Genomic DNA, 20,824 nt, shown 5'->3' on the forward strand with positions numbered 1-20,824 from the left:
GGGCTGAAGTAAGAACAACAAAAGGTTCTATAGCAAAAACAGTGGCTACTGGAATTGATCCCAGTCCTTGGGTTGAGCGCTCCAAAGTATAAATTGAAACGATAGGTGAGTGGGAGCTGGAGGATAAGTGGCAGCTAGAAAGAATAGCCTGGTTGAAGATGCGGAAAGCAGTGGCAGCAAGTATAGCCAAGGCAGTTGGAGGCACAAGCGGACGCTTGCGCCAGGAAAGTTGTAGAAAGCAATAACGGGAAGTATGGCTTTGCAAGCCAGTTGGGTCACAGACTCAACATCATAGTAAGGCACGAGTTGAAAACTCGCGCCAGCAGGGGGGAGCGTGTAAGCCGCGCCATTCTGTATTTACAACTCTTGTGCGCGTCCGGGCATGCGGCCATATCTCATATTTTATCGTAATTTTGCATAAACAGCTGCAGTACAATGGCAGAAAACTATACATCAGACTTCGGTACGATTTTACTCTTCCTGGTAGGCGGGGCCATTTTTGTGGTGATCGGTTTGCTCACCAGCAGGCTGCTTCGCCCCAGCAACCCGAATGCGGAGAAACTGGCGACTTATGAGTCGGGGGAGGAGCCGATAGGCAATGCATGGGTGCAGTTTAACCCGCGCTTCTACGTGGTGGCGCTTATCTTTATCATTTTTGATGTAGAGCTGGCCTTCCTGTTTCCGTGGGCAACGGTGTTTGGCCGCAGGGAACTGATAGAGGCTACCGACGGGTTGTGGGGATGGTTCTCCCTGGTGGAGATGTTTATCTTTATCGGGGTGCTGGTGCTGGGGCTGGCGTATGCCTGGGCCAAAGGCCACCTCGACTGGATCAAGCCCAAGCCTGTGCTTCCGCAGAGCCGCTCTAAAATACCGATGGATGTGTACCAGCAGGTAAACGCCCGCCACGAGGCCAAAGGCAAAGCAGGTGGCAACTCAGAAGTATAAAGTACGGCCATTCATAATTTTTAATTCATCATTCTTAATTCTACAAAGTGGACAAGACAGGAGAGGGCGGTGTTGTAATAACCAAGCTGGACGACTTGCTTAACTGGGCGCGGCTGACTTCGCTGTTCCCGATGGGCTTCGGCCTGGCTTGCTGCGCTATTGAGATGATGGGGGCCTACGCGTCGGGCTATGACCTGGACCGGTTCGGCATTATTCCCAGGGCTTCTCCAAGGCAGTCGGATGTGATGATCGTGGCGGGTACGGTTACCTTTAAGATGGCCGACCGCGTGCGCCGCCTGTACGAGCAGATGCCGGAGCCGCGCTATGTCATCTCGATGGGCAGCTGCTCTAACTGCGGCGGACCGTACTGGGAGCACGGCTACCATGTGGTGAAAGGGGTGGACAGGATTATACCGGTGGATGTGTATGTGCCGGGTTGCCCGCCAAGGCCGGAGGCGCTGATCGGTGGCTTTTTGCAGCTGCAGGAGATCATCCGGAAGGAGACGGTGCGTGCACCGAGGGCTGTACAGCAGATCATGGCCAAACGCGCGCAACAGGGGCAACCTGTGGCAGATGCTGACAAAGCTTAATCGCAACTCATACTTGTAAAAAGGCCTGTGGTTTATCTAACCACAGGCCTTTTTGCTTAAAGTGCCAGATCCTCGGGGGCTGACGTAGGCTGCACAGCTGTTCTGGCGTATTCCTTCAGGTATATCTTAAGAGTGGTGCCTTGTGCCAGCCGACTCTCCACCTCCAGGCTGCCACCGTTTCGCTCCACCATGTTTTTTACCAGGTACAGCCCCAGGCCGTTGCCCTCTGCAGCTTTTGTAAAGCGTTTAAACGGCTTAAACAGGTGGTGCCCGTAGCGCTCCAGATCAATGCCGATGCCGTTGTCCGATACCCGTAGCAGTACCGTGTCGTGGTCGCGCTCGGTGTGCAGGTGGATAATAGGCGGCCTGGTGGGCGATTTATACTTGAGCGCGTTCTGCACCACGTTCCGGATGATGCTGACCAGGTAAGCCTCTATGTAAACAATAGACTCCGCTTCGTAGAAATCGGCGGCCAATTGCCCGTTCTGTGCCTGTAGCTCTTCTGCAAACTCTTCCTGTAACTCCCGAAACAGCTCCTCAAACTTAATCTCGTGGGTGCCGCGGTCGCCTTTTGCCTGAAACTGCACAATGCTCAGCAAACCGGTAACTGTCAGGTCCAGCTTCTTCACAGAAGTCTCAATCCTGGAGATGCTTGCCCGCTGCATTGCCGGGTCCGACTCCCGCTGGTGGAGCTCCAGTAAACTTTTTAGGTTGTTGATGGGAGACTTTAGGTCGTGTGCTGCAATGTTCACGAAGTTATCCAGCGTTTCGTTAACCTTCATCAGCGCCGTGTTGCGGCTTGCTGTCTCCTCCAGCGTATGCTCCAGGCTGCTTTTGGCTTTCTTACGGAAGGTGATGTCGGTGAGAAGAAAGGCGGTTCCTTCGGCAAGCGGGTGGATGCGTACCTCCAGCCAGCGGTTCCTTCCTTTCTCCAGAAACTCAAATGTACGCGTCAGCTCATCCTTCTGCGAAAGGGCGATTCGTGCCTTAAGGGCTTTAAACACGCTCGTTGGCACCACATTCTCCAGCAGTTGGCCGTTTACGTGCGCCCCCTCTTTGCCCAGAAGGCGTAGCACCCGGGCATTTGTGAAGGTAAAGCGCAAGTGGTGGTCGAGCACCGCAAAGCCTTCGGCCATACTTGTAACTACCGCCGTCAGTTTGCTCCGCAGCTGGGCAAGCTCTAGGTTCGCCTTTACGCGCGCCTTTAGCTCGCGTGTCTTAAACGGTTTCACCAGGTAGTCGTCAGCCCCGTGCTCCATTCCCTCGGCACGTGCCTCCTCGCCAGCCCTGGCAGACAGCAGCATTACAGGCTGTAGCCTTGTGCGCTCATCAGACCTGATCTGTTCCAGCAGTTCAAAGCCGTCCACCTCCGGCATCATGACGTCCGAAATAACAAGCGCCGGATGGCTCTGCAGAATAAGCTTCCAGGCAGCGGCACCGTTAGCGGCTGTTTGCACCCGGTAGTCCTGCCCAAGCACCCGCTTCAGGTAATGCAGCATGTCCTCGTTATCGTCCACCACCAGTATCAGCGGGTGCTCCGGAGCGTCTTCTGCCTCCGGTGCATACCGGACGTTGGCCGTGTCAGATGCTGCGCTGTATTGGTACGTAAGGCCAGCGCCTGCCCCAAAGCTACTCCCATAGTTACCGGGGGCTTGTGGTTGAGGCTGGCTGTCAGCGGCTGCAGCTGTGGAAGGGGCCAGCAAAGCAGCGGGCAAGTGGCTTTTGCCTGTTGGGATCGTAACTGTAAAGGTTGTGCCTTCGCCTAGGGCACTGGCTACACGTACGGTGCCTCCGTGCAGTTTTACCAGCTCCTGCACCAGTGCCAGGCCAATGCCGGAGCCCTCGTGCGAGCGCCCATGGGTACCCGCTATGCGGTGGAAACGTGAGAAAAGCCTGGGTACTTCTTCGGCAGGAACACCTACGCCGGTATCAGCCACCGTTAAAATCACCTGCTCGTTCTGCTGCTGCAGGGTTAGGCTTATCTGGCCCTTGAAGGTAAACTTAAGTGCGTTGGAGAGTAGGTTAAAGATGATGCCCTCCCACATATCCGCATCCAGGTACACGGGCGCTGTAACAGGTGTGAGGTTCACGTGAAAGACCAGGCCCGCCGACTCAATAGCCGAACGGAAGTAGGAGCTCAGGTCGCGTGTTACCTGTGCAATCTCCACCGGCTGAAACTGTGCCTTAAGGCGACCGGCCTCTGCCTGTGCATAGCTGAGCAGGTTGTTTACCAGCTTTAGCAGGCGCTTGCCGTTGCGCTCTACCATCACCAGCTGCTCCTGCGCCTCCTGAGGCAAACCCGACTCGATTAAATCGCCTAGCGGGCCCAGCATCAGGGTAAGCGGCGTGCGGAACTCGTGGCTGATATTCTGGAAGAAGTCGGTTTTGGCTTTGTCCAGGGCGGCTAAGGCCTCGGTCCGTCTTCGTTCTTCCTCGTAAGCCTTGGCGTTGGCAATGGTCCGCCCGATGTGGTTAGCCACCAGAGTATAGAAGGAACTGTACGCTTCGTCTACCTGCCTGCGCGGGCTAATGCCTGCCACCAGTATGGCATAGGGTAAGCTGGTGGCGTTTTGCCCTACTTTGGTAATAGGTAGCACCATGGCCTGCTTTAGCGGCTCAGGCCAGGCACCGGCAGTTAGTGTGCCCAGCCGCTCCTGTAGGTCTGTCACCAGCACTGGCGCACCTGCTTTTGTAGCCTGCGCCAAAGGCCAGGGGCAGGCGGCGTCATCCTCTTGCAGGTCTACAACTTCCGGGCTTTCTTTCTTTCCGGCTGTTATTCCTGTGATGCCTGCCAGGGTCGCTTTTTCACCGGTTTCGTCCAGCAGGTAAACCAGCGCAAACGGAACATCCTCGGGGTTGGTGGCCAGCGAATCGCTCACGGCCTGGCAGGCAGCGGCTGGCTCCCGCATCTGGGTGCTGTAGGAGGATAAGTGGCTCAGCATGGCCAGTCGCCGCCGGCTCACCACATCGCTGGTGGTTTCGATGGCAGTGGCGTAAATGCCCGCTACATCGCCTTCTTCGTTATAAATAGGGCTGTGGGAGAAGGTAAAGTACGCCTCTTCTATAAACCCGCTCCTGTTTGGCAGCACCAGCTGGTCTTTGAAGTAAGTTGTTTCACCGGCCTTTACCTGGTCAAAGATTGGCGTCAGAAAATCCCACATCTCGCTCCACCACGGGTACGCCGGCTCGCCAAGGGCGCCCGGGTGTTTCGTTTGCATAATGGTGGCGTACCCATCGTTATAGAAGTGGATCAACTCCGGCCCCCAATGGATCATCATCGGGATTTTAGAGGACAGCATAATGTTGACAGCCGTGCGCAGGCTTTGTGGCCACTCCGCTACAGGCCCAAGCGGCGTCTTCTCCCAAGCCAGCTGCCTGATTAGGTCGCCCATCTCGCCACCACCTCTGAAATATGTTTTTGTGCTTTTACTTTCTGATTCCATTGTTTATTGAGGTAAGGAGACAGGCTTGGTTCTGCGAAACCGGGCTCTTCCGCCGCTACTGCTACTGGGGTTTAGGGCTTATTGTTCTCTTCTGATTGATAATCTTGAAATTAGTGTTTTCCTAAAAGAAAGAAAAGCTTTGCTAAGGGAGAACCGGTAAAGTGCCGGGCAGGCCTCGGTGCAGTGCCTGTACTTTAGAATTTCTGCGTATTTTTGGGTGATAGTTAAAAGGGGCTGCAGGCCAGGGCGAATGCCCTTCGGCTGGCGGCCTGATAAAAAGGATAGCGCGTGGTTTTCGAAGAAGTAAGAGATTTGCTGGTACAGCTGTTTGGGGCAGAGCTGATACAGGCAGAAAAGGCCGATAGTTTGCAACCGTACCTGGTGATAGCGCCGGAGCGCCTGGCAGAGGTGTGCCTGGAACTGCACGACAACGAACAGACCTACTTTGACTTCCTCTCCTGCGTTACAGGCTTGGATAACGGGCCGGAAGCTGGCACGATGGAGGTTGCCTATAACCTGTACTCCATTCCTTACGACCACCACCTGACGCTGAAAGTACAGGTGCCGCGCAACAGTACGGCAGACCAACCCATGCCGCAAGTACCTACCGTCAGCCACATCTGGCGCACCGCCGACTGGCATGAGCGCGAGGTGTTCGACATGTTAGGGATCTACTTTACAAACCACCCCGATATGCGCCGCATCCTCTGCGCCGCCGACTGGGAGGGCCACCCGCTTCGCAAAGACTACGAGCTGCAGGAGTACTACCACGGCATTAAAGTACCCTTCGATCAGCATAACGAACTGAATGGTTTTAAAGGAGAGCCGCAGTGGATAGTAGGGCAGCCAACGCCTTTCTCGGACAAGCGCGAGAAGCCGGAGTAAGGTAGTGGTTGTTCTGGCAGAGCTGCCCTATTATGATACATTCTTGGCGCAAGGACCCACTTGTGTCTCAGGCTGCCTCTGTTTATACTTGAATACCTCTGCTGGCGCACGTCTTCAGGCTTGTGTCTTATCATAGTGTCAAGTCAGTAACTCGACTGGCTAGCAAAGCCATATTTATCTATCTGCTGCTATACTTTTTGCAGTCATGCTTTTGTCACTCTCTTCTGGCGCAAGCGTCCGCTTGTGCCTTCGACTGCCTCTGCTAGCTGTGTTTTTACTTTCATAGTCATTGCTTTTGCCCCTGCTGGCGCGAGTTTTTAACTCGTGTCTTACCATGATGTTGAGTTTGTAACTCAACTGGCTCACAGAGCCAAACCTGCTATAGTGTTGGCTACACTTGTTTGGCTGCTGTTTTCTGCATCTTCAACCAAGCTACCTTTTCTACCCAGGAAGGGCAGGGATAGCTGGACCTGGTGCTGCGACAAAACAAGAGAAGCCGCCGGTTGTACTTCCGGCGGCTTCTCTTTATATGTGGCTATGCTTACTGCACGTTTTTGAAGAACGTGGGGGAGTTGCCGTAGAGCGGGGTTTTGCCGTCCCACTTTTCAATAAACTGTTGCTGGATGAGCAGAGGCGTGAGGGTGCGCTGGCGCAGTTCGTTGGCACGGGCTTCGGCCTCGGCTTCCACTATTTTTTTGCGGGCCTGTGCCTCGGCCACTTTCAGCTCATTTTCTACCTGCAGGGCCTGCTGTACGGCACGGTTCTTCAGGTTTACGGCACGCACGATCTCATCCGGGTACTGCAGTCCGCTGGTCATTTGCTCCAGCTCGAAGCCCTCTTTGCGCAGGGCTTTGTCTAAAGCGATCTGTACCTTATCCTCAAAAGTCTGGCGGTTCGAGATGATGCTGTCGGTGGTGTAGAGGTTAAACTGGATACGGAAAGCATCGCGGGTGTAGTTAAACAGCGTGGTTTTGGTGATCAACTCAATGTCCTTGCGGTACTTGCTGAAGATGCGCGGGCTCTCGCCGGGGCTCACCCGGAAGGAGATGGTTGGGTCTACCGTGAAAACGGAGCCGTCTTTGGCGTTTACCGTAAAGGCAGGGTAATCCACTGTCTGCACAAAGGTCGGAAACTGGAAGACCTCCTCGGTAAAAGGGTTGTACCACACGCGGCCGGTTACCAGGTTCACGTCCTGCACGCCTTTGTCGGTGCCGTAGAGCTTTACCAATATCCCCTCATGGCCTGCATCAATGCGGGTGCAGGATTTCATGGCGGTGATGGAGAAAACAAGTATAAGGATGAAACTGAGGCTCCAGGTGAGGAGCTGGCGGGCGTTGTTCATGGTTAGGCTCTAAGTTTGTTAAGGGAAAATCGGATGACGAAGAAGTTGGCTACCACCAGCACTAGCAGCAGCCCTAGGCCAATGCCTACCTGGAGGTCGGACGGCTGCCGCACCAACGAGGCTATCTCGGTAAAAGTCAGGACGTCGACCAGTAGCAGCAGGCCAAGCAGGAGGATATAAGCGAATTTCATGGAAGTATTTTATAAAGACAATATAGTAAAAACCTTTTGTGTTTATACTTCCTTAGAGGCAATTGCTTTGTAAAAGTATGTGTGTCGGCTCTTTAGGTTTTACAGCGCACCCTTACCTGGCTAACTCCCTTTTGCCAGGCCCACTCCCGCACCCGACTCCAGCCGCAAAGTATAAAACCCGTGTATACAGCCGATTAACTGATCACCCAGCACCGCCCCGAAGGCGCAGTGGTCTTTGCTCTCCAAGATTTCCTGCAGCCATACTCTTGTTTCTGCTGATGCTTGGTAGCCCAGTTGGGAAGAGAGGTTGGCGATGGCCTCGGCATCGTGAAGGGTGAGTGTTCTGAGGTGCAGGTTCATGATTTCGAGAGAAGCTTTCTTTCGCTGGCTTTTCGCTAGCGCGAGCTTGCAGCTAGTGCTGTTGTTTCTGGTAGGAAGTACGAGCTGCAAGCTCGCACTAGCGGGGGCTATAATGCCACCGCTAACTGTACTTACTTTTCAAATCAGGTGTAGTAAAGAAGACATAGGCAAAAAGTACGGCAAAAACTGAATAGACCAGTGCTGCCACCCATAGGTAGCTCAGGCTTGGGTCCTTAAATGTTAGTTTAGCCAACGCGAGGGCACCGATAACAAAGTGGGCTAGGTTGCCAAGTGCAACAGGTTTGCTGTAAATCCCGCCTATTAGGTTTGCTTTAGCTGTCCAGTTGATCATGGCAAAGCCAAAGTATAATGCGCCCAACACCTGCAAGATGACGGCAGCAGTTTCAGGCATCCCTAAACTGCTGGAAACTTCCTGAGGCAAAAAAGATAACACCACGCCTGCCATACCCATGGTAACAGCACTTATGGTCATTAATAGTTTTGTGTTCATGGTTTTTTGCGTTAGATGGGTTGTTGCCGGCCCTTTGTGAGGAAGTACAAGCTATAAGCTTGCATAAGCCCCACTGCCGCTAAACTTGCGGCAGTGAGGTGTTTAGAGATGCAGGTGCATGGCTTAGTGGGATCCTTTTCTTTCGGCTAGCGCGAGCTTGCAGCTCGTGCTGTTGTTTCTGGGAAGTACGAGCTACAAGCTACAAGCTCGCACTAGCGGGGGACTTTTACTGCTTTATAATTTCTAGTGCATTTTGAAGTGCGTACACCACTTTTTGGTCTTTTATTCTATAATATGCTACTCCTCCTTGTTGATTATCATTGCTAATGAGGCCTATCTTTTCCATCCCCACGACATAATTGTTCGTAGAGCTGCCAGTTTGAGCCTTCTCGTTTAACTGATTCTTTGTGAATATTTCAGAATCTAGCTTTAATAAATGCTTAGAGTAGGAATAAATATCCATTGAATTAGCTCTAGCATTTGATTTCTTAGGGTAATATTCGTAGTAGTTAAAAGTGGTTACGAACTGATTTAGTGCTATAGGGATTGTGCTACTTTCTATCTTATTAGATTGAGAATCTAAATTAAATTGAGCTTTAAATAAAGCACTAAATATATGCCATAAGTCTCTAGGATTGCTGTTGGCAATCTTGAATACTTGGTTAAGTTCATCCTGTGTGACAGTGTCGGCAAAAAGTTGCCTATAGTCATGCACTCTATTATCTGAATATGCACGTAATCTTTGGTTAAGTGCTTTAACTAAGTCTTCAGTTGTCCATGTTAATGTTGGGCAGTAGTGCTTTTGTGTTCGTACCTGATCTTTGATAAAGTTAAATGGTGTTGCCCAAGTAGAGAAAATTACCTGAAAGTTTTCTTCAAGTAAGAATTTATTATCGGTAAGTATTTTAACAATAAAATCTGATATAGATTCTGCGTCATTCATAAATCTAGAATCTTCATCTACCCTATCAAATACTACCAATACTCTTTCAAAGTCAAGCTTAGAAGCAAGTTTACATACACGAACTAACAACTGATAAGAGACCTCCTGATCGATAAATTCTTCCTCGATATTGATAGGAAGCTCTGGGAAGTAATCTTTAATTTTTACACTCTCAGTTAAAGGTGGCAATCCTGTAAAGTGCTTTGCAATATAGTCATCTATCAAAGCTCCTCCAGCTGTTGCACTGTAGTTAAACACTCCTCTTACAAAGTTTTCAAATTTCTTGTAGGTTCTTGTAAGCCATTGTATCTGGACTTCTTCAATTTGTTCTCTTAACAGACGTTTTGAAATTTGTGGAACAAAGTTCTTAAGGAGGTAACATAGCAGGATTTTATCTTCTTTTCCTAGCCTTGATATTCTTCTTCTCTTATCTGCAAGTGCAGAAAAAATGGCAACAGATAAATTTGATATTACAAATTTGTAAAAGTCATTTAGTTCATATCTTTGACTAAGGTGAGAAAAATCAACGATATGTGTTACTACAGAAGTGTCTTTGTTCAGCTTACTAACAAAATCTTTTATTAAAGCAGTCTTACCAGTTCCTCTATCGCCGGTTAAAAGGATTGAGTTTTTCTGAGAAAAATTCTCAAGTATTGTTTCATAATCATTAGGTTTTACAAACGTTCTTGAGAAACGTTGGCCTTCATTTTCTGTGGTAAATGATGCAAAAGGATTTTCCTTCAATCCTAATCTTGTATAGAACTCTCTGAATGCACTCATTTTAAAATACTAAAGAATTTCTCTTCTTTAAATTGTAGATTATTAGAATCTCAAACTTACATAAATAAGTAACATTTAATAAAAATTATTTTTTAGAACATATAGTGAACATGCCTGTGCTAACTTTTCACCAGAGTTAATGAAAGTGTACAAAACCTGCTTTATCCTTTGCTGCACAAATCCCCCTTTTTTCCGACCTTGCATCTGATTTCTAACTCATCATTTTTAATTCAGAATTGAGCCAGTCCACCATCTATAAAAACTACCTGCTGCAGTCGGAGCCGAACAAGTTCAGCCAGGATGCGCTGAAGGCCGGTGAGATGATTGTGAACATGGGGCCGCAGCACCCGAGCACGCACGGTGTACTGCGCCTGGAGGTGGTAACCGATGGCGAAATCATACAGGAGGTGGTGCCGCACATTGGCTACCTGCACCGCTGCTTCGAGAAGCATGCCGAAAGTATGGCCTATAACCAAACAATCCCCTACGTAGACCGCATGGATTACCTGGCCGCCATGAACTCGGAGCATGTGTGGTGTATGGGCGTGGAAAAGCTGATGGGTATTACCGACCAGATTCCGAAGCGGGTGGAGTACATACGTGTGTTGGTAACAGAGCTAAACCGTATTGCCTCGCACTTTGTAGCCATTGGTACCTATGCGATAGATATCGGCGCTTTCACGCCTTTCCTTTGGCTGCTGCGCGACAGGGAGCATATACAGCGGCTGCTGGAGTGGGTGTGCGGTGCCCGGATGCTGTACAACTACATCTGGGTGGGCGGATTATACTATGATCTACCGATTGGCTTTGAGGAGCGTTGCCGCGAGTTTATAGAATACCTGCAGCCGAAGCTTGATGAGCTGGATACGATACTTTTAAGCAACAAGATATTTATTGACCGCACAGCTAACGTAGGCGTGCTGCCGCTGGATGTGGCGATAAACTATGCCTGCTCCGGCCCTATGCTGCGTGGCTCAGGCCTAAAGCACGACCTGCGCCGCGTGGATGGCTACAGCGTTTACCCAGAACTGGACTTTGATGTGCCCATAGGGCAGGGGCTGGCCGGCACTACCGGCGATTGCTGGGACCGTAACTATGTGCGCGCCCTGGAGTGCCGCGAGTCTGTTAAGATCATCCGCCAGTGCCTCGATCGACTTACCGGCGACTATAAACGCACGCCTGACTTTGACCCGCAGGCCGCCTGCCCGAAAAAGATACGCATGACTGGCAGCAAAGAGCTGTACTTCCGGGGAGAAACCCCACGAGGCGAGCTAGGCTACTACTTCCGCACGACTGATAAGAGCGATGTGCCTTTCCGGGCCAAAGGCCGCGCCCCAAGTTTTGTAAACCTGTCGGTGCTGCACGAAATCAGCCGGGGCTGTATGGTGGCGGATTTAATTGCCATCGTCGGTTCTGTGGATATCGTGCTGGGCGAGGTGGATAGGTAACGTGCCGTTTTGGCTTCTGGCACAGGCGTCTGCTTGTGCCTTTTTGCATGATTACTCTAAGGCACAAGCGGACGCTTGCGCCATACCTTATCTTCTCCCATCCTATAATCCTGCAAATCCTGATTCAGACAAAAAAAGCCTGCTTTATCAGCAGGCTTTTCTGTTTTATCCGCGTTGCTCTTTCCAGAGCTGATTGAATGACTTTTTAGGTGCTTGCAGCGGCTCCCGGCGTTTGCTCCAGGTGTCTTTCTGCACATACCGCAGCACAAAGTTTTTGACGCTGGCAGGTGCTATATTCATCAGCTTTCGGCTCTTCATGGCCTTTAGCCAGAACTTAAAGGCGGTGGTTTCCTGGCTGTCGGCCATGCCCTGGTCCACGCTCTGCTTGCGGTTTAGCAGCAGCAGGTTGTGGATGTTGATCTTAACCGGGCAAACGGAGGTACAGGCGCCGCAAAGGGAGCTGGCAAAGCTCAGGTGCTTGTGCTCGGCCATGCCGTTGTAGTGCGGCGATATTACCGATCCGATCGGGCCACTGTAGGTGGTCTCATACGTATGGCCGCCAATGTTCTTGTACACCGGGCACACGTTAAGGCAGGCACCGCAGCGAATGCAGTTCAGGGCTTCGCGCTTCTCCGGCAGGGCCAGCAGGTCGGTACGGCCGTTGTCGAGCAATACCACGTACATCTCCTCCGGGCCATCTGCCTCCTTCGGCTGGCGCGGGCCTGTAAAAATGGAGTTGTAAACCGTTACATTTTGCCCGGTGCCGCTGGTGCTCAGCAGTGGCCAGAACAGGTCGAGGTCCATGATCGAGGGGATCATTTTCTCAATGCCCACAATGGCGATGTGCGTTTTCGGGAACGTAGTGGAGAGGCGGGCATTGCCCTCATTCTCCGTTACGGCCACGCCGCCCACATCCGCGATGAGGAAGTTGCCGCCGGTAATCCCCACCTCTGCCGAGGTGTACTTCTCGCGCAGCAGCTTACGGGCCACGCCTACCAGCTCTTCGGCATTCTCGGTAGGAGGGATGCCCAGCTTTCGCACAAACAGGTCGGCAATGTCCTTTTTAGACATGTGCATGGCCGGTGTTACAATATGGTAAGGCCGCTGTTCCGCCAGCTGCACAATGTACTCGCCCAGGTCGGTTTCTACGGTTTCGATGCCGTTCTTCTCCAGGTACTCGTTCAGGTGAATCTCCTCCGTGATCATGGATTTGGACTTCACTACCGAGCGGGCGCGCTTGCGCTTCATAATCTCACCAATCTCCTTTAAAGCCTCCTGCGCATCGCGGGCCCAGATTACCTTGCCACCGCGGGCGGTAAAGTTGGCCTCGAACTCCATCAGGTACTTATCGAGGTTGTTGATGGTATTGGTTTTTATAAAAGAGCCGCGTTCCCGGGCCAGTTCATGGTCGGAGTATTGGGTGAGGCCACGCTGCACAGCGGCATTGTACTTGCCGATGTTAAACTTGATGGTGGCGCGGTGCCCCTGGTCGAATGCTTTTGTCTCCGCGTCCTGCAGAAACTGTCTTAGTTTACTCATGCTGTTCTCCCCTACGTGTTTCCGGAGCAAAGGCTGCATCTGCAGGTGCCCCATAAAAGAAAAACACCCTTAAAGTTAGGGTGTTTTTCGCAAAACCTTAAATAAGTTAAGCGTTAATAGTTAAAAGTGGCTAAGGAGCGGCGTATTGTACTACTCCTCAACTTATGCATTACCCTTGCAGCAGCATCCTGCGAGCATTGCCCCACTCATACCTACAAACGCTTAACTTAGAAGCTTATTTTTTATTGCTGTCTACCACGATGCGGTTCTCGCGGTTGGCGAGCTCCCATGCCACGTGGAACGCCAGGCGCGCCACCTTCTCGGCACTCTCAAAGTCAATCTTCTCCACCTCGTCGCTTGGCTGGTGGTAGTCGTCGTGCACCCCGTTGAAGTAGAACACAATCGGAATACCGTGCTTGGCGAAGTTGTAGTGGTCGGAGCGGTAGTAGAAGCGGTTCGGGTCGTTCTCGTCGTTGTAAGTATAGTCGAGCTTCAGGTTCACATACTTCTCGTTCATCTCCTCGTTGATCTGGTGCAGCTCAGAAGAGAGCTTGTCTGCGCCGATCACGTAGATGTAGTTGCTGTCGTTGGTCTTCTCATGGTCATAGTCCATGCGGCCGATCATGTCGATGTTTACGTCAGCCACCGTGTTCTCGAGCGGGAAGATCGGGTTCTCAGAGTAGTACTCGGAGCCCAGGAGGCCTTTCTCCTCGCCGGTTACCGTCATGAAGAGTATGCTGCGGCGCGGGCCGTACCCGGCTTTCTTGGCCTGGGCAAACGCCTCTGCCACCTCCAGCACGGCCACCGTGCCGGAGCCGTCGTCGTTCGCACCGTTGAATATCTTGTCTCCCTCCAGCGACTCGTCTACGCCTACGTGGTCGTAATGCGCGGTTACCACAACGATCTCCTCTTTCTTGTCGGTTCCCTCCACGTAGCCCAGCACGTTTTCGGTTGGCAGTGGCTCAGAGATGCGGGACGTCAGCACCTTTACGTCAGAGGCAGGCTTGAAAGAGGCAGCCGCCGTAGCCGTTGGTACGCCCGAGGTCATCAGCTTGTCAGGAGTGGTGCCTAGCAGCGAAGCGCCTACAGAAGGTGTGGCGATCAGGTTTACAGGACGGGTGCTGCCGCCTTTGCGCGCCACAGAGGGCTGCTGCAGGCGGTGCGAAAAGCGCTCCGACATCAAGCGGAAAGGCTCCGCGGCCATAACGTACACCACGCCTTTGGCGCCCGCTTTTTCGGCGGCGGCAGAGAAGCCGCGCATCTTGGTTTGCATTTCTTCAGGGGTAGACAGCAGCGTTACCAGCAGTTTGCCCTGTACGTCCTTGGTGGCTACCTCGTCGGCGCTGGCGGCATATACAGCCGCTACAGACTGCTCCGTGGCAAAGGAAGAGGAGCCATACGGGAAGAAGTCCTGCATCATCAGGTATTTTTCCTCGCCGATGGTGATGTGGCCCTCGCCCCAGGTGCTTTTCTCCAGGTCAAAGGTCTGGTAGTATGGGTTGGTGCTGTTGCTCTTCACCGGGCCCATCAGGCCATCCTCGCGAAACTCGCGGGCAATGTACTCGGCGGCCATTTTCTGGCCTTTTTCGCCTGTATTACGTCCTTCGTAGGCATCGGAGGCAATAATGTGCAGGTGCTTGGAAAGGTCAGCGGCCGTGATGGTCTGTGCGTAGGTTGGGGCTGCTTCTCGCAGCTTAGCCGTGTCGGTTGTCGGTTTGCTGGCGCTGGGGCCCTGGGCACAGCCGTAGCCAACAGCAGCTAGCAGTACGCAGGCGTAGAGATTATGTCTCATAGGTTAGTTTAAAGGTGTATTTTAGGTTTAGTTGAGTTTACTGGTGCCTGTTAGACGGGCACAGGCAGCATAGGTTTAATGCGGCCCAGAAACAGCAGTTCCGCTATATTACTGTTTCTGGATAAGTACGGTTGCGAAAGCGGCCACGCCCTCTTTCTTGCCCACAAAGCCCAGGTATTCGGTGGTGGTGGCTTTGATGGAGATATCCTCCTCCGGGATGCCCATTACCTCTGCCAGGCAGGTTTTCATGGCCGGGATGTGCGGGTTAACCTTCGGCTCCTGCAGGCATATGGTAGAGTCGATGTTGCCGATCTCGTAGCCTTCGCGGGCCAGCAGGGCGACTACCTCCTTTAACAGTATTTTAGAGTCGATGCCCTTATACTTGGGGTCTTTGTCGGAGAAATGATAGCCGATGTCGCGCATGTTGGCCGCGCCCAGCAAGGCATCGCAAATCACATGGATCAGCACATCTGCGTCGGAGTGACCGAGTGCGCCGTGGGTGTGGGGTATTTTAATGCCGCCGAGCCAGAAGTCGAGTCCCTCCTGCAGTTGGTGCACATCGTAGCCGAAGCCGGTTCTTATTTTCAGTTTCATTTTGCTATTGGTATGTATGGTGTACTACTGCTGCTAAAGCAGAAGCTTAAAAGTAAAAGTAGCTATTTGCGTTTTAAGTTGATAGCTAAGGCAATGGATTTTGATGTTGGTACGCGTACTGGCCGCTGTAGCTTAGGAGGCGGTTGTTTTGCCTGGTGATCATTTCAAAAGAATAACCGCAACCTGCATTTTTGACAACCTGCAGGTGAAAAGAAGCTATTGCTGAGTTATTTATACTTTTATAGAGCCCGCTATGGACACAGCCAAACAGCATCAACGCGACTGGAGCCGCTCCAGATGAGTAGGTGTGCTGCCAGGTGTCGGAATAACGGCTGCCGGAGACGAGATTGTTTTCCACCAGCTGTTGTCCTGGCACCACTTCTGGGCTAAATCTACTCCTGAAACAGGTTTGCTTGAAACGATAGGCGTGTGGGAGCTGTAGGATGAACAGTAACTAGAAAGTACAGCTTGGCTGAAGATACAAAAGCAGCAGCTACATAAGTATAAGCAGCGGTAGTCAAGGCTGTAGCAGCTGTGGCTTTGCAAGCCAGTCGAGTTTCAAACTCGACACTATAACAAGTCACAAGTCTGAAGACTTGCGCTAGCAGGGGGGAGTACAAGCAAAGGCAGTCAAAGACACAAGCGGACGCTTGCGCCAGTAGGGTTGTTAGCAGAGGCCAAAAAGTGTGGCTTTGCAAGCCAGTTGAGTGACAGGCTCAATACCATAGTTAAGGCACGAGTGGAAAACTCGCGCCAGCAGCGGAGTGAAAGTATAAGCGTCAGAGGAAGTAACTGTTGATGTAAAAGCAAAAGCCAGTTACCGTAAGGCAACTGGCTTGAAGGTTGGAATATATAGAAAAGCGCCTCGGGCTTAGGCCTCTGCTTCCGCCAGGGAAGGGTAATCGATATAGCCCTCGGCACCAGGAGTGTAAAACGTATCTTTCTGAGGCTCCTGCAGCTTTGCATTCTGAGCAAAACGCTCCGCCAGGTCCGGGTTCGCGATAAACGGCACACCAAAGGCCACCATATCGGCATCGCCATCCTCAATCACCTTGTTACCGCTCTCTTGCGTAAAGCCGGCGTTGATGATCAGGTTGCCTTTGTACATCGGGCGGTAGCGCTTGGCAATGTGAGGCTCTGCGTGCGGCACACTGCTTACGTCGTTAAACGGCTCCGACAGGTGCAGGTAAGCCAGGTTGTACTCGTTCAGCTTTTCAACGATGTAGTCAAACGTCGGGATCGTGTCCTCGTTCAGCGTCATGCCGAAGATGCCGTTCAGGCTTGGGTTCAGGCGTGCGCCCACCTTTTCGATCGGCATTACTTCTTTAATGGCATCCAGCACCTCAAACAGGATACGTGCACGGTTCTCGATGGAGCCGCCGTAGGCATCGGTGCGGGTGTTAGAAGTGCTGTTGAAGAACTGGTGCAGCAGGTAACCGTTGGAAGAGTGTACTTCCACACCGTCAAAGCCTGCCTCCATGGCATTTTTTGCGGCGTTTTTAAAGTCCTGCACAATCTGCTTAATCTCTGGGATAGTCAGCTCATGAGGCGTTACGGTGTCTTTAAAGCCCTCAGGCGTATAGGACTTGTCGTTCGGGTTGATAGCAGACGGCGCAACAGGCAACTCTCCGTTATGGAAGTCCGGGTGCGACATGCGGCCTACGTGCCACAACTGGATAAATATTTTTCCGCCTTCGTCGTGCACGGCTTCTGTTACTTTCTTCCAGCCCTCTACCTGCTCAGCAGAGTAAATGCCGGGCGTGCTAATATAGCCTACTGCCTGCTTCGAAATCTGGGAGCCTTCTGAGATAATCAGGCCGGCACCAGCGCGTTGTGCGTAGTAGGTCACCATGAGGTCGTTAGGCACGTTGCCTTCGTTGTTAGCGCGGCTGCGCGTCATCGGTGCCATGATAACCCGGTTCTTCAGCTCCAGGTCGTGTAGTTTTATCGGTTGTAATAATGCTTGCTTTTCCATTTATCAGATGTCGTTTATGGATGGTCAAAGTATAAAACCATCGCTGCCGATGGCATTCACTTATTCAAAAATCAGGTATTCAAAATTTTAATTAGTCCCAGTCCGGTGCCCATGGCGGGCTAATGAGGCGGCGGTTCTCCTGTTTTAGGGCATCTACCTGCTTCATCTCATCCTGTGTCAGTTCAAAGTCGAAGATGTCGAAGTTCGACTTCATGTGAGACTCCTTTGAGCTTCTCGGGATAGCCAGTACACCGTCCTGCTGCATCATCCAGCGCAGCGTTACCTGCACCTCGTTCTTGCCGTACTTCTCGCCGATGCCTTTGAGCGTGTCGTTGCCCATCACGTTGCCTTGTGCAATCGGGCTGTAGGCGGTCAGGGTCAGGCTGTGCTGGCGCAGGTAGTTGTAAAGCTTGTCCTGGTTGATGAAGGGGTGGTACTCGACCTGGTTGGTGATGATGTCGGCTCCCGTTGCCAGCACCCTGTCGAGGAGGGCGGTGGTGTGGTTGCTCACGCCGATGTATTTGGCGTACCCCTTCTCCTGGGCCTTCATCAGTTCGCCAATGTACTCCTCCACGGGCACGTCTGCATTGGGCCAGTGAATCAGCAGCAGGTCCACCTGGTCGGTCTTCAGCTTTCTCAGGCTTTCCTCCACCGACGGCAGGAAGTGCTCTTTGCTGAGCTTCTCATGCCATACTTTGGTGGTAAGGAAAATCTCTTCACGTGGAACATCGGCCTCTGCAATGGCACGGCCTACGCCCTCCTCGTTTTTATACATCTGTGCCGTATCGATATGGCGGTAGCCGGCGTCCAGCGCGGCTTTTACCATGGTGTAGGCAGTGTCGTTGTCCAGCTGGAAGGTGCCGAAGCCCAGCGCCGGTATGGTTGCTCCTTTAACAGTGATCTCTTTCATTTTCATAGTCTATACATTAGTTGTGTATACAAATATAACGGTAAAAAAAATGCTAGCCGCGCAGCTTGTCGAGCAGGCTGCTGGCCAGAATGGCTTCCTCCTGCGTGAGGTTATGGAAGCACTCGAACAGGCTAGGGGACTTGGCGTCCACCTCCTGCAGCTTTTCTATCCCTTTTTCGGTAATGCGCACTTCGATCATGCGGCGGTTGCTCTGGCAGATGTCGCGGGTAACGAAGCCTTTCTCAATCAGTTTGTCGATCAGGCGGGTGACGTTAGAGTTGCGGTCCACCATGCGGTTCTGGATATCGCCAAAGCACACCGGGGCCGGGTGCTGGCCGCGCAGGATAGCCAGCACGTTGTGCTGCTGCAGCGTCAGGCCAAGCCCTTTAAAGAACGGCGTCAGTTGCTGGTTCACCCAGTTGTTGGTAAACAACAGGTTAACCATCAAACGGCGGTAGTCGTCCTTGAACTCTTTCTGGTGTATTTCGTCTTCTATTCGCATTGCATCGCAAAGTTATGAACAATATTTGTATATACAAAATTTGTCGGTGTAAGGTTTCGGGCGATAGGGCTGAGGCTGTAAGTATAAAGCTGGCGGTGGCGTAAAAAACACAAGGCGCAATGCTCTGTGCACTGCGCCTTGCGTTGGTAGGCCTCCCTCCGGTGAGCTGTTACTCCCAGTAGGGGATTTCTGTCTGCGCTTGCCCGTCGGCAGAGAGCACCAGCTTTTCTTCGCTGTTGTCCTTCTCCAGGTCTACCTGGTAGTAGAGGGCGCCGGCTCTGTCTACCACCTCGGCATCGTCTACGCGGTAGCCGGCGTAGTTTTGTGTGATGGATGCCTTTACCTCCTCTGGAAGCGCCGCCTCCGCAATGTCATACTTGTGCATCAGCAGCGCACCGGACGCGTTTAGCAGGGCATCGTACTCCACCGTGTCCTGGTCAAAGTCCGCCTCATAGTCTTCTCCCTTTTTATCCCACTCAATGTTCTGAGCGTTCGGGAAGGTGTTGACGAGGGTGTCTTTCACGGCTACAGGTACGTCATCGGGTTTCACATCATCGTCGTTGTCGCAGGCAAACAGGAAGCTGCCTAAAAACAGAAGTGCAATTGCGGTTGGTTTCATGGTCTGTGCTGTTTAGGTTATTGAAAATATACCCTAAAGCTAGACGCTAAATCTGAAGCAAACTTGGAGCAAATCTGGAGCAAATCTGTAGATAGAAGCCTGAATGCAGAAAAGCCCGGCGTAACCGGCCTTTTCTGCATGTATGGGGAAAACTACAAAGTTATACTTCTGCCGGCTGTTCCTTCTTTTCCGCCTTGTAAAGCAGGGTGGAGCAGTTGGTAGGGCGCAGCACTTCCCCGGCGCAGCGCTGGATGTCGGCCGGGGTAACGGCCTGTACCTTTTCGCCTTCCTGGTTGATGAGGTTCGTGTCGCCGAGGAGCTTGCTGTAGGCCAGGTTCATGGCACGGTTCAGGAGCTCAATCTCGGAGAACACAATGCTGGTTTCCGCCTGGTTTTTCACCTTGTTCAGCTCCTCCTCGTCCACGCGCTGGTCTATCAGCTCCTGCACAACGGCTTCGACGGCGGCGTTTGCCTCCTGCAGGTCCACGCCCTCGTTTAGCTTGCCCTGGATAATGAGCAGGCCCGGCTCTATGTTGCCCGACACGGATGCCGAGATAGAGTTAAACAGCTTCTGCTCCTTTACCAGGCGCTCGTACAGGCGGCTCGACTTGCCGCGGCCCAGTATGTCGCTGATCAGGTCTACGGCGTGGTAGTCCGGGTGCTGGCGGCCCGGCATGTGGTAAGCCTTGTAGAGTGCGCTGAGCGGTACGTCCGAGGTTACTTCCAGCGTGCGCGCCTCCGTCTGCTTTGGCTCTGCTTTCAGCTGGCGCTCATACTTGTTGCCGGCCGGTATCGGGCCGAACCACTTTTCTGTCAGCTCTTTTGCGCGCTCAAAGGTCACGTTGCCGGCCACAACCAATATGGCGTTGCTTGGGGAGTAGTGCTTTTTAAAGAAGGCTTTCACAATGTCCATGGTGGCCTCCTCAATATGGGAGATCTCCTTGCCGATGGTGGCCCACTTGTACGCATGCTCTTTGTAAGCCAGCGGGCGCAGCTTCAGCCACACATCGCCGTAAGGCTGGTTCAGGTAGTTCTGCTTAAACTCCTCCACCACTACTTTGCGCTGCACCTCCAGGCCATTCTCGCTGAAGGCCAGCTCCAGCATACGGTCCGACTCCAGCCAGAAACCCGTTTCGATGTTCTGCGCCGGCAGCGACAGGTAATAGTTGGTGATGTCCGGGCTGGTGAACGCATTGTTCTCGCCGCCCACGCGCTGCAGGGGCTCGTCGTAGCTGTGGATGTTGACGGAGCCGCTGAACATCAGGTGCTCAAACAGGTGCGCGAACCCCGTGTGCGCCTCCTCCTCGTCGCGGGAGCCCACATCGTACAGTACATTCAGCACGGCCATAGGGGAGGTGTGGTCCTCGTGCACAATCACGCGCAGACCGTTATCTAGTGTAAATTCTTTGAAATCTATCATATCTCTTATTAGCGACACATGACATAAGTATCAAG

At 52.3% G+C, this 20,824-nt stretch carries 20 protein-coding genes; 5 read left to right on the forward strand and 15 right to left on the reverse strand.

Annotation, left to right across the window (positions count from 1 at the left end; all coding sequences use genetic code 11):
* Nucleotides 1-435: 435 nt before the first annotated feature.
* A complete protein-coding gene (locus CA264_RS18295) occupies nt 436-945 on the forward strand; it encodes an NADH-quinone oxidoreductase subunit A (RefSeq protein WP_025608846.1) in 510 nt (169 codons plus the stop codon).
* Between the two features lie 47 nt (nt 946-992).
* Nucleotides 993-1,535 (forward strand): NADH-quinone oxidoreductase subunit NuoB, encoded by a 543-nt coding sequence (nuoB, locus tag CA264_RS18300; RefSeq protein ID WP_025608847.1) that lies wholly within the window; start codon nt 993-995, stop codon nt 1,533-1,535.
* Between the two features lie 56 nt (nt 1,536-1,591).
* On the opposite strand, the gene CA264_RS18305 is transcribed toward nuoB, so the two are convergent.
* Nucleotides 1,592-4,978 carry an ATP-binding protein gene (locus CA264_RS18305; RefSeq protein ID WP_025608848.1) on the reverse strand — a complete coding sequence of 1,129 codons (3,387 nt, stop codon included), beginning with the start codon at nt 4,976-4,978 and terminating at the stop codon, nt 1,592-1,594.
* Nucleotides 4,979-5,266: 288 nt separating this feature from the next.
* Here CA264_RS18305 and CA264_RS18310 point away from each other — a divergent pair, with 288 nt between their 5' ends.
* Complete coding sequence (locus CA264_RS18310; RefSeq protein ID WP_025608849.1) at nt 5,267-5,863, forward strand: NADH-quinone oxidoreductase subunit C; 597 nt, start codon at nt 5,267-5,269, stop codon at nt 5,861-5,863.
* Between the two features lie 541 nt (nt 5,864-6,404).
* Here CA264_RS18310 and CA264_RS18315 read toward each other — a convergent pair.
* The 5 genes from CA264_RS18315 to CA264_RS18335 form a co-directional block, all read right to left on the reverse strand.
* Complete coding sequence (locus CA264_RS18315) at nt 6,405-7,205, reverse strand: SPFH domain-containing protein (RefSeq protein ID WP_025608850.1); 801 nt, start codon at nt 7,203-7,205, stop codon at nt 6,405-6,407.
* Between the two features lie 2 nt (nt 7,206-7,207).
* Nucleotides 7,208-7,396 carry a hypothetical protein gene (locus CA264_RS18320; RefSeq protein WP_025608851.1) on the reverse strand — a complete coding sequence of 63 codons (189 nt, stop codon included), beginning with the start codon at nt 7,394-7,396 and terminating at the stop codon, nt 7,208-7,210.
* Nucleotides 7,397-7,516: 120 nt separating this feature from the next.
* Nucleotides 7,517-7,756: a hypothetical protein gene (locus CA264_RS18325; protein WP_157593738.1), complete on the reverse strand. Its 240-nt coding sequence runs from the start codon at nt 7,754-7,756 to the stop codon at nt 7,517-7,519.
* A 121-nt stretch (nt 7,757-7,877) separates the two neighbouring features.
* On the reverse strand, nt 7,878-8,267 hold the full coding sequence (locus CA264_RS18330; RefSeq protein ID WP_025608853.1) for a hypothetical protein: 390 nt from the start codon (nt 8,265-8,267) through the stop codon (nt 7,878-7,880).
* A gap of 226 nt (nt 8,268-8,493) precedes the next feature.
* Nucleotides 8,494-9,990 (reverse strand): P-loop ATPase, Sll1717 family, encoded by a 1,497-nt coding sequence (locus CA264_RS18335; RefSeq protein ID WP_025608854.1) that lies wholly within the window; start codon nt 9,988-9,990, stop codon nt 8,494-8,496.
* A 236-nt stretch (nt 9,991-10,226) separates the two neighbouring features.
* Here CA264_RS18335 and CA264_RS18340 point away from each other — a divergent pair, with 236 nt between their 5' ends.
* A complete protein-coding gene (locus CA264_RS18340; RefSeq protein ID WP_025608855.1) occupies nt 10,227-11,438 on the forward strand; it encodes an NADH-quinone oxidoreductase subunit D in 1,212 nt (403 codons plus the stop codon).
* A 165-nt stretch (nt 11,439-11,603) separates the two neighbouring features.
* On the opposite strand, the gene CA264_RS18345 is transcribed toward CA264_RS18340, so the two are convergent.
* The 4 genes from CA264_RS18345 to CA264_RS22265 form a co-directional block, all read right to left on the reverse strand.
* Nucleotides 11,604-12,977: a LutB/LldF family L-lactate oxidation iron-sulfur protein gene (locus CA264_RS18345; RefSeq protein ID WP_025608856.1), complete on the reverse strand. Its 1,374-nt coding sequence runs from the start codon at nt 12,975-12,977 to the stop codon at nt 11,604-11,606.
* A gap of 235 nt (nt 12,978-13,212) precedes the next feature.
* The gene (locus CA264_RS18350; protein WP_025608857.1) at nt 13,213-14,769 is read right to left on the reverse strand and encodes a M28 family peptidase; all 1,557 of its coding nucleotides are present in this window, start codon (nt 14,767-14,769) and stop codon (nt 13,213-13,215) included.
* A 108-nt stretch (nt 14,770-14,877) separates the two neighbouring features.
* Nucleotides 14,878-15,363: a 2-C-methyl-D-erythritol 2,4-cyclodiphosphate synthase gene (gene ispF, locus CA264_RS18355; protein ID WP_036777265.1), complete on the reverse strand. Its 486-nt coding sequence runs from the start codon at nt 15,361-15,363 to the stop codon at nt 14,878-14,880.
* Between the two features lie 85 nt (nt 15,364-15,448).
* A complete protein-coding gene (locus CA264_RS22265; RefSeq protein ID WP_237151140.1) occupies nt 15,449-15,739 on the reverse strand; it encodes a hypothetical protein in 291 nt (96 codons plus the stop codon).
* Here CA264_RS22265 and CA264_RS22520 point away from each other — a divergent pair.
* The gene (locus tag CA264_RS22520; RefSeq protein WP_418313997.1) at nt 15,710-15,805 is read left to right on the forward strand and encodes a hypothetical protein; all 96 of its coding nucleotides are present in this window, start codon (nt 15,710-15,712) and stop codon (nt 15,803-15,805) included. The two genes, CA264_RS22265 and CA264_RS22520, sit on opposite strands and share 30 nt — an antisense overlap.
* A gap of 429 nt (nt 15,806-16,234) precedes the next feature.
* Here CA264_RS22520 and CA264_RS18365 read toward each other — a convergent pair whose 3' ends face one another.
* The 5 genes from CA264_RS18365 to CA264_RS18385 all read right to left on the reverse strand — a co-directional run bounded on the left by CA264_RS18365 (nt 16,235) and on the right by CA264_RS18385 (nt 20,789).
* On the reverse strand, nt 16,235-17,338 hold the full coding sequence (locus CA264_RS18365; RefSeq protein ID WP_025608859.1) for an alkene reductase: 1,104 nt from the start codon (nt 17,336-17,338) through the stop codon (nt 16,235-16,237).
* Between the two features lie 91 nt (nt 17,339-17,429).
* A complete protein-coding gene (locus CA264_RS18370) occupies nt 17,430-18,254 on the reverse strand; it encodes an aldo/keto reductase (protein WP_237151141.1) in 825 nt (274 codons plus the stop codon).
* 46 nt (nt 18,255-18,300) lie between these two features.
* Nucleotides 18,301-18,750 carry a MarR family winged helix-turn-helix transcriptional regulator gene (locus CA264_RS18375; RefSeq protein WP_025608861.1) on the reverse strand — a complete coding sequence of 150 codons (450 nt, stop codon included), beginning with the start codon at nt 18,748-18,750 and terminating at the stop codon, nt 18,301-18,303.
* A gap of 169 nt (nt 18,751-18,919) precedes the next feature.
* Nucleotides 18,920-19,369 (reverse strand): PepSY-like domain-containing protein, encoded by a 450-nt coding sequence (locus CA264_RS18380; protein WP_025608862.1) that lies wholly within the window; start codon nt 19,367-19,369, stop codon nt 18,920-18,922.
* Nucleotides 19,370-19,529: 160 nt separating this feature from the next.
* Nucleotides 19,530-20,789 (reverse strand): M16 family metallopeptidase, encoded by a 1,260-nt coding sequence (locus tag CA264_RS18385; protein ID WP_025608863.1) that lies wholly within the window; start codon nt 20,787-20,789, stop codon nt 19,530-19,532.
* Nucleotides 20,790-20,824 lie beyond the last annotated feature (35 nt).

The sequence above is a fragment of the Pontibacter actiniarum genome, from assembly GCF_003585765.1.
In the GTDB taxonomy this organism is placed as follows: Bacteria; Bacteroidota; Bacteroidia; order Cytophagales; family Hymenobacteraceae; genus Pontibacter; species Pontibacter actiniarum.